Annotated in this window: 6 protein-coding genes; 3 read left to right on the top strand and 3 right to left on the bottom strand. The window is 43.5% G+C overall.

Annotation, left to right across the window (positions count from 1 at the left end):
• The first annotated feature begins 339 nt into the window (after positions 1–339).
• A complete protein-coding gene (locus F6K63_RS26245) occupies positions 340–588 on the top strand; it encodes a hypothetical protein (RefSeq protein ID WP_008189486.1) in 249 nt (82 codons plus the stop codon).
• A gap of 83 nt (positions 589–671) precedes the next feature.
• Here the strand turns inward: F6K63_RS26245 and F6K63_RS26240 are convergent, their stop codons facing one another.
• The 3 genes from F6K63_RS26240 to F6K63_RS26230 form a co-directional block, all read right to left on the bottom strand.
• The gene (locus F6K63_RS26240; RefSeq protein WP_287313506.1) at positions 672–2,963 is read right to left on the bottom strand and encodes a GumC family protein; all 2,292 of its coding nucleotides are present in this window, start codon (positions 2,961–2,963) and stop codon (positions 672–674) included.
• A 556-nt stretch (positions 2,964–3,519) separates the two neighbouring features.
• Positions 3,520–4,293, bottom strand: a complete 774-nt coding sequence (gene hisA, locus F6K63_RS26235; RefSeq protein ID WP_071106461.1) for a 1-(5-phosphoribosyl)-5-[(5-phosphoribosylamino)methylideneamino]imidazole-4-carboxamide isomerase — start codon at positions 4,291–4,293, stop codon at positions 3,520–3,522.
• Between the two features lie 170 nt (positions 4,294–4,463).
• Positions 4,464–6,155 (bottom strand): transglutaminase-like domain-containing protein, encoded by a 1,692-nt coding sequence (locus F6K63_RS26230; protein WP_071106460.1) that lies wholly within the window; start codon positions 6,153–6,155, stop codon positions 4,464–4,466.
• A 225-nt stretch (positions 6,156–6,380) separates the two neighbouring features.
• On the opposite strand from F6K63_RS26230, the gene F6K63_RS26225 reads away from it, so the two are divergent.
• Positions 6,381–7,196: a DUF928 domain-containing protein gene (locus F6K63_RS26225; RefSeq protein ID WP_071106459.1), complete on the top strand. Its 816-nt coding sequence runs from the start codon at positions 6,381–6,383 to the stop codon at positions 7,194–7,196.
• 45 nt (positions 7,197–7,241) lie between these two features.
• Complete coding sequence (locus F6K63_RS26220; protein ID WP_071106458.1) at positions 7,242–7,682, top strand: C6orf136 family protein; 441 nt, start codon at positions 7,242–7,244, stop codon at positions 7,680–7,682.
• The last annotated feature ends 37 nt before the right edge of the window (positions 7,683–7,719 follow it).

Below are 7,719 nucleotides of genomic sequence, written 5' to 3'. Positions count from 1 at the left end.
AACGCAGTACTCGTCAAAAAGCTAAACGAGCCAGCATGGATACAAGGTATATGCGCTTAGTTTTAGAAACCTCCATTCCCTTAAACTCTAGCATATCGAACCCATAAATTTTCTTGCGCTTACCCTGCTCTACCCCCTTCTCTGCCTCTCGCATTACTCTAAAACAAATACGTAAGCCTTGGTTGAATACGACAAGCCCGTCCAAAGCAATTTGGACAGGGTTGAGCATCACTATCAAGCAAGACTGAGACAGGAACTATCTCAGTTTTACTACTAACGTTTACACCACAGGGCGTAAACGCTGGTTCGCTCTCAACACACTACCTCGAATTTTGAACTATGAAACCCTGTGCCGATCAGAATTTAGGTGCCCATGTATTCTGGAATCCTTATCAGCCTCATCAACCATTAACACTCTTTTCTAAAACTGCTCACCCTGTAGCGGATAAACGTTTGTATCGTAAGGGTAAACGGTTACGCTTAACTGTCGAGGTTTCCCTAGTCCTGTTCACACTAACCTTGATGGTGTCAAGGGTGATGCTAGTCCTGTTAACATACGTATTTTCATCCCCAGCTACTGATCACTAACTATAATGGTTAATGGTCAATTAACCATTAACCATTAACAAAAAGCAATCAAGCATATTAAAAGTTATTAACTGGACTTCATATCATCTCATGTTCTGATCTAGAAGCTTTTTCACCTTCATGGTTGCTGAATCGGTTGTATAGTAGTCCTGATAGTGATAATAGGAGCTAGTTGCGTAGTTCTCAACATCATTAGCAACAATACCTAAAAGATTAGTCCTAGAGGTTTTGAGTTGATCCAAGGCTTGCATTAGAACTGAGCGGTCAGTCTTGTTTAATCTGCCTACGAAGACCATACCATCCGTGTTAGCTGCTAGAAGGCGGCTATCGGCAAGTCCGATCACGGGAGGTGTATCATAAATAACTAAATCAAAAACAGCATTAAAATGCTCCATCAAAGTTCCCATCTTTGGCGCAGATAGTAACCGAATCGGATCATGTGCTGGGGAACCAGCAGTTAGCACATGAAGATGATCCCACAGGGGCACTTGCTGGATGGCTCGGTTAGCTTTGATCCCCTTACTAAGGACGTCACTCAAACCAAGTTGATTGTTCAAACCAAAAATTTTATGTACCCGGGGACGGCGCAGATCTGTATCCACCAGTAGCACCCGCCGACCCATAGCAGCAGCCACTATAGCTAGGTGGACAGCAACGGTAGATTTACCGTCTGCTGGTCTAGCTGAGCTAATCACAATAGATTGGATTGGCTTATCCCAGCCGAGTAAGCCAATATTGCGATGGAGGAACCGAAACGCCTCTAAAAAGGGAGAAGCTTGCTGCAGTTTTGGCGTTGAGTTATTTTTCTGATTCTTAGGGAAGCTTGGAACAAAAGGTATACCTTTGCAGCTTGATGACTTGGTTGCCTTAAGTGCTGGATGGTAAGGAATAACACCAAGAAGAGGCAATTGGGTATGATGTTTAAGTTCGTCGGGAGAGTGGAACACATGGTCTAAGCGCTCCATCAACCACCCTGTTCCTGCACCCAGTAATATACCTGCGATCGCTCCCAAAATAATCTGAAGTTCCTGATGTTGCGGAATCGGATATTGAGGCTGTTTGGGTTTGAGAATAAGTTCCCAAGAATAAGGCTGGAAGCTTTCCTTAAGCTCCAACAGAGTGTCTAATCGTTGGGTTTTATCTCTAAGTTTTTGCCGTAAACTGGTGTAGGTTGGATCTATCACCAACATCTGTTTCATGTCTTGCTCAAGACTTTCTTCTTCCTCAGCAAGAGCTTGTTGTCGTGCTTGCAAAACTGATATTTGGATGCTCCGATCTACCAGTTGTTGAGTGAGCTGCTGGTGAATTGAATTGGGTGATATCTTAGGAACATCTGTATTTGTTAGTTTGATCCCTAGTACCTGTTCAGCTTCAGAGCGTAACAGGGATAAGAAATTATACTTTTGCTGCTGTAGGGTCTTGATGGTTGGACTGTCTGGAGTATAGCGGCTTGACTCGATAGCGATCTCAGCCTCAACCTCTTCTAGGTGGTTGAGCATCTTTTGGTAGTAAGGGTTTTCAGCCAAATTCACTTGAGCCAGAGCTAACTCCGAGGCGCGAGAGTCCTTGACCTGATTTGATGACAGTCCTAGCTTTTGAGAGATGATCTGGTAGAAGGACTGAGCTTCCTTAAGCTGGATGTTAGTATCTAATTGCTGTTGCTTAATCTGGCTAATCTGAGTTGAAAGCTGCTGTTTTTGATTATCATAATCGATCAACTTGTACCCTAGCTCCAACTTCAGCAGTTCTTCCTCCAGTCTGTCTACTTCTTGGCGTACTTGAGGCAACTCTCTATTTGCTAGCTCAAGGTCCTTATGATGGTAACTTGCTTCTTGTTGGCGGGAGTACTTGATATAATTATCGGCAAGCTGCTTTAAAACAAAGTGAACTTTTTGAGGATCACTATCCCGGTAACGAACTTCTAAGACACTAGTTCCTTCAATATGTTTGATCCTCAGGTGATTATTCTTGACTAAAGACTTGTAGCTAGTTTTGCCATAGCGCTTGTTTATTTCCTCAATCACGGGAGTGATGAGTTTTTCACTACGCAGTACCAGCATTTGGGTTTTATAAGCCAAGGTTTCAAAACCTGGTATCGATTGATTTTCATGATCCTGTGCTGTCAGAGGCTCCAGACGCAGCCGGAACTTGCCTTCATACAGAGGTTTCTGATTAGAGGTCCATACAAAAATACTAGCTGTTATCGTAATTGCTACACCAGCAGCCACTAAAAAGCGACGCCGTATGATCGTCCAAATCTCCTCTAGCTTACGCCCATCCTGATAGTATTTTGAGTTTCTAGTGTGGTAGATGACGGGCTGTGAGTGGATATATTTACCATTCCCCTGTGGGAAAAGCTCTGATTTATTGCCCATCTCTATATGTGCCTTTTTATTTATTGGTTTAAGTTATGTTCAAGAGTAACTGAACCTATGGCTAATCGCTCCCCTATCATACCTTCAGTAGTTGCCACTAACCATCAGCTCTGTAGTTAGTTTGTGTTAACAAACTAGTTTTTGACACTAGAACTGGAAAATTTTACGCAAAACTTATCAAATATCCGGATAAAATGAAGGAATGGTTAAGTTAGGGGAATGGTGTTTACTGGTACCAAGTTACATTCATAGGTAGCACTATCTACCTATCTCCCCATTACCTTGTCCTCCTGCCTAGCTAAATAACACTTGAAGAAGGCAATTGAGTTTAGTAGTATGGTCTTTAATTTCAGTTATAAATATAAAAAGGAAAAGGTCAATGGTTGGAATTCCTTGCCCTTTCCCCCTTTACTAAACTTTTACAGTGTAATCAGGAAGCAATTAGACAAATGATTATCTTAAAATAAATTGCCCCTGACAATGAAAAACTGATCATGGGGTATTTGGCTCGAATCAGATCAATTTTCCATTTTTCCATTTTTCCATTGACGACTCCTCAAGCAAAGCTAGAAAACCCCATATCTAGAGGGATATCTTGTAACCTTCCAGGACCGACTGCTTGAATAGCTTCTTTCAGAGAAATATCTCCGGTGTAAAGCGCACGACCAACAATTACACCCCTAACCCCTAGAGGTTCGAGAGTCAGTAGACTCAATAGATCAGTGATTGAACTGACACCCCCAGAGGCAATCACGGGGATCGAGATATGGCTTGCTAGTTCTCTTAGAGCGTCTAGGTTTGGTCCAGACAGAGTTCCATCCCGGTGAATGTCGGTGTAAATAATCGTAGTTACTCCCAGCTGAGTCATTTGCTCTGCTAGGTCAATTGCTGCAATTTCTGAGGTTTCTAACCAACCGTGAGTTGCCACCCATCCCTGACGAGCATCAATACCAACTACAATCTTTCCTGGGAATTCAGTGCAAAGCTGTTCCACTAGGGAAGGGTCTTCCACCGCTGCCGTCCCTATAATGACTCTATCGACGCCTAGAGTCAACAGTTGAGTGACTCCGGAGCGGGAGCGTAATCCACCACCGACTTGCACTGGCACAGGTACCGCCTGCACAATTGCTTCGATTGCTTTAGTGTTCACTGGCTTACCCAGTTTTGCCCCATCCAAATCAACCACATGCAGCCGTGATGCACCTTGTTCAACCCATTGTTTCGCTACCTCGACTGGGTTATCGTTAAATACTTGCGCACGCTGGTAGTCTCCCTGGACTAACCGCACACATTTTTCTTCAAGTAAGTCTATAGCTGGAATAACATCCATGACTCAATTTCCCCCTAACCTATAGTGAACTACCGCACACCAATCCCAGCAGGTATGGTGTACGCTTCTGACATCACGGGGGTAGCCCAAGTCTAGGAGTTACGTCCTCGATTTGGTCTTAGATCCCCTCCAACCCACTTCTTTCCGGCTACCCTTGCCAGCAGTAGTCCTTATTGTTCGATTGAAGCACTACCACTGGGCAATTCTGCCACAATCTTAAACCGCACATGATTAATGGCTAACTCACCAATGGAAATATCTTCTTTTTTCACAGGCACCCCTTGGCTCTTCAGGATTTCAAACTTAATTCCTTTACCGATCTCTATATGGTACCAGGCAAGACCCATCAAAAACCGAGTGGGATAAGGACCCCCTTCAACTGTATCATCAGCACTCGATTCCATAGGTAGCCAGCCGATTCCTGGGATATAAAATTCCATCCAAACATGATTAAAATCTGGTACCAAAGGAATACCGATTTGGTCAGGATGGGGAGGGCATTTGTAACGACCAACAGTGCGGCAGGCAATACCATTAAGGCGTCCCAAAGCTAGCAATACTCCCAAATACTCCCCGCAAGACCCCACACCCCGTCGTAGCACAATGTCTGGAGTATCTATTTTAGGGGTCACGTGGTAGGAAAGTTTGTCGTAGACATAATTGCGAATACTGTAGACTTGCCGCAACAGATTCGTTTCGCTACCAATTGCTTCTTTAGCTGAACGGCGGATGATTTCTGTATCCATGGCTAACTTGTCATCATCCACCAAATAACGGTTCTGAAATTCTGGCGGTAACTCAGGCAACCCCTCCATATCCCGTGGTGTCAGGCGGTACTTGATACTCCAGACTTCTAGGAGTGCCTTCCAACCAAAGATATGGCGTTCCCCTGGCTTGAGGTTGTCAAACTTAAAAACGGCAACTTGTTGACCATCTTGAACGTCTATAGTAAAGGGTATACCCACGGGTTCGACTTTTGAGACCTTTTGTCGGTCAGTTTCCGATGGCAAGGCAATTCGCCATTCCAAATCATTCAACTCGATATCCTTGAGGGGATCAAGTTCCTCGACGTAGGACATTTCGATTAAATAGCCATTGGAGAGTGCGTAGCGACCTTCCGGATTGTAGGTAAAGTGTAACGGATGAATAAAAGTGCGATCGCGATACTGCAATTCATAATTAGGATCAGCGTTAGGGTTATCCCGGATGTAAGCCTCCTCAGTTGCATAAGCAATATAGAGGGTATCGTCTCCCGTCTGGGGGTCAGTACAAAATGCTAAACCAGTAGGATTTTCAAAGGGGGTGAGTACACTGAACTGAATTTCGCCAGTTGCTCGATCAAGACAGTAAACTGTCTGTTCTTGGTCATCCGATACCCACAGTTCTTCATCGCGGATTGTTATATGTTCAATGCCAACTCCGGGAGAACGCAACCGGGTAATCTCATGACCTGTATTGCTGCTATAAATAATAATATATCCAACTTTTTTACAGGTAACATAAACAGTTGAATCTTTAACAGCGATTCCGTTAGCGGTGTAAGGCAAATCAACAAAGTGTTGTAGGGTTAAATTATCATTTATCTGGCAAAAATAGACACTATATTGTAGCGTTAACCATAGGGTTTCTCCTGCCAGGGCTAAACCAGTCACACCGACCAAATCTGAGTACCGTTCTGGATTCAAAATCCTTGTGTTATCTGTGAAGGGATCAATTTCTATGAGATAGCCCTTTATCGAGTCGATAGCAATTATTTTTTCTCTCCAAAATGCTATACCTTGCAAGGCAGATGCTCCAATTGGTCGGATAGTTTTTTCGAATTTTTGTCGCTCTTTAAAAAATGAAGCTGAATTCAGAATCATGAGTAAATCAGATGAAGAACAGATGAAGATTTCGACAAGATTATAAGCTTATAGTGGCGATGTCTCAAATACCTGAAGTTATTGTTAAAATGACGTAGGTAAGGTCTGAAAACCTGATCCTCTTAGAGGGGTTACGGGTGCCTCGAAGGGCTGTTGTTCTGCCATACTTCTCACTTATCCTGCTTACTTAAGAGAAACTTGGCTCTACCAGGGAATAGTTTTATCATGGCTTGGTTAACACGTTCATCAAAATTTACGCTCTTAACGGTTGCTTTGGCTTTCAGTCTGGCAGTCAATCTTCCAGCCCAGGTACAAGCTCAGGCGAGTTTTTCCCTAGGGAGGGAACTGATTGAGAAGATACCCAAGCACTGGGAAAGTTATTTATCTGAATATAATCCACCTCCTACAGGGGAACCCTCGGATCTCGGACGTCCTGGAGGAACTAGGGGGGAGTGCTACTATATATCAGACCTCAAAACTCCTCCTGTAGCATTGGTTCCCCTTTCTGGCATGGGAAAAACTGTTGCTGAATACCCCACTTTCTCTTGGTATATGCCCTGTATAGTATTCGCATCAGGGCTATACTTAAATTTGGTGTTTAAAAATGCCGATGGCAAGGAGCTTTACTCAGTCAAGTATCCCTTACCCGATACTGTAGATCCTGGAATTAGGAGTATAACCATTCCTCCCTTTGTGAACCTACCTCCCTTAGAAGTTAATCAGAACTATCACTGGCAGGTAAGATTGATTGATCCCGGTGACTCGTCAAACAATATCTATATTGATGGTGGGGTCAAGCGAGTTGAAGAAGATCCAAACCTAGCGCAACTTCTAAAGCAAGCAACCCCCCAACAGCGTGTTGCAATCTACGCAAATGATCGGCTTTGGTACGAAACATTAACCACTCTGGTAGAGTTGCGAAGGCAGAGCCCCAATGACGAGAACTTGAAAGAAGCTTTGCACAAACTGCTGACTTCGGTCGGGTTAGATCCAATTGCCAAAAAACCCTTGTTTGAACAAGCCAGTAGGACTAACAACTAAATAACGAAATATATTAGGTTATTAATACCTGTATGAATACAACGTATGAATACAAATCGGTATAATAACACAGAAGACCCTGACCAACAAGAGATTCGTCAGTCCATAGCCCAAATTATCGAACAAGACTATCAAAGGTTCCCAGCTGACCAAACTTATAGCATCTACGCCTCAGACGTCTATTTTAAAGACCCCCTCAACCAGTTTCGCGGGCTTGAGCGTTACAAACAAATGATTGCCTTTATCAATCGCTGGTTCCTTGAGCCCCATCTAGATTTGCAACACATTTCCCACTCAGGAGATACAATTAGAACCCGCTGGACTCTGAGCTGGACTACGCCATTACCCTGGAAACCGCGAATGACTATTCCTGGCTGGAGCGAGTTAAAGCTAAATGCTGAGGGATTAATTGTTTCTCATATAGATTATTGGGACTGTTCACGCCTGGACGTACTTAAGCAGCTTTTGTACAGTAATGTAAAGTAAATAAATGTAAACTTTTCTCAGAACAGCTGGAGCATAC

This window comes from Moorena sp. SIO1G6, assembly GCF_010672795.1.
Lineage (GTDB): Bacteria > Cyanobacteriota > Cyanobacteriia > Cyanobacteriales > Coleofasciculaceae > Moorena > Moorena producens.
The sequence above is the reverse complement of the archived record's forward strand: the minus strand, read 5'-3'. Positions and strand labels throughout refer to the sequence as shown.